This is a genomic window from Photobacterium sp. GB-56, from assembly GCF_003026105.1.
Taxonomy (GTDB): Bacteria; Pseudomonadota; Gammaproteobacteria; order Enterobacterales; family Vibrionaceae; genus Photobacterium.
The window spans coordinates 1-1,274 of the sequence record NZ_PYNW01000046.1; the positions used below are offsets into that span (position 1 = coordinate 1).

The following is a 1,274-nucleotide window of genomic DNA, read 5'->3' on the forward strand; positions in this document are numbered from 1 at the left end:
TTGAAGTGTTAGCCCACATGAATATCGAAGGTAAAAAACAAAGTTCAGATAATGCGCTTATAAATAACCTACAGCGAATAAATAAAATTTTAGATGGAAAACAGCAAATAGAATTTAATCAATGGATAGCTCAATTAGCTAGTGTAAATCATTTAGATAATATGGGGATGATCCCTTCAACTCCATTCACCATTTATGATTTCCAACATAGAAAACAAAAGAAAAGAGTATTAGAAATTTAATTTGGAGCTGCCGACAATAGCCAAGTGGTATTGTCGGCACTAACTGAATACTACTTTACTGGTGTCGTTTGTTGAACCGCGCAACGAAAGCCGTATGTTGGGTAATATTTATCTTGAACAATGGCTTCACCTCCTCGCGAGGTTATAAATGGTGCATCTCCCCCCCAACCTCTCATGACCTTTCTAGTCCCTGTTGATGGTCCTTGAGGATCGATTTCGGGTGAATGTTGGTAATAATCATTAGCATACCAATCATTAATCCACTCTGTTACATTACCTGTCATATCATACAAACCTAGTGGATTAGGAGGGAATTGCTTAATATCTTTAGATTCAAAGAGGCCACCATAATTCCATTCATCTTTTGTGTAATCGACATACCTACCATTAACCAAATAATGACTATTTTTACGCTGGATATAACCGTTATTAGTAGCATAATATAGATACTTTCCACGATTTCTTGCTGCATATTCCCATTGTGCTTCTGTGGGTAAATCAATCGGAGAACCCGTTAATTCACCCAGCCATAAACAGTAATCTTTTGCCTCTTGCCAGGTTTTGGTTGGTGTTGCTTTATTTTTAAACTGTTCATCAGAAAGGTCATATTTCGCCCTATTTTCAGCTTTGACAACGGGCAGATTATGCGCCCTTTTAAAAGCATCAAAGCCGTGATAGGTCGTTTCATGATTAGCTAATGAGTAGTTACTTAAGGTTACTTTATGCATAAAATTAGCGCCAGTTTCAGCATTCGACAAAGCGGTATTACACTTAGCATCTGGCGACCAATCCATTCTATCCGTAGAAATGGGGTTACAAGGGGCTTTAAATGCGCCCATCATGAAGGTTCCACCTTTGATAAATACCATGCTTTCAAGTGATTCAACAGCAACTTCGACGATTTTATGTTGAAGTTTGGTATCTGCATCAGGGTAGAGCTTTTTTACTTTCGCTTCTATTTGAGTGATTTTTTCAGCTGGTACCGTTTTACTGGTTACTGAAGCGGTTGTCTCTCCAGTGCATGCTGTTAAT

Annotated in this window: 2 protein-coding genes; one reads left to right on the forward strand and one right to left on the reverse strand. The window is 38.1% G+C overall.

Annotated elements, in window-relative coordinates; all coding sequences use genetic code 11:
* Window positions 1–242, forward strand: a 242-nt coding sequence (locus tag C9J42_RS21240) for a hypothetical protein (RefSeq protein WP_233220761.1), incomplete at its 5' end; no start/stop codon positions are given.
* A 50-nt stretch (window positions 243–292) separates the two neighbouring features.
* On the opposite strand, the gene C9J42_RS21245 is transcribed toward C9J42_RS21240, so the two are convergent.
* Window positions 293–1,274, reverse strand: a 982-nt coding sequence (locus tag C9J42_RS21245; protein ID WP_107302305.1) for an SUMF1/EgtB/PvdO family nonheme iron enzyme, incomplete at its 5' end; no start/stop codon positions are given.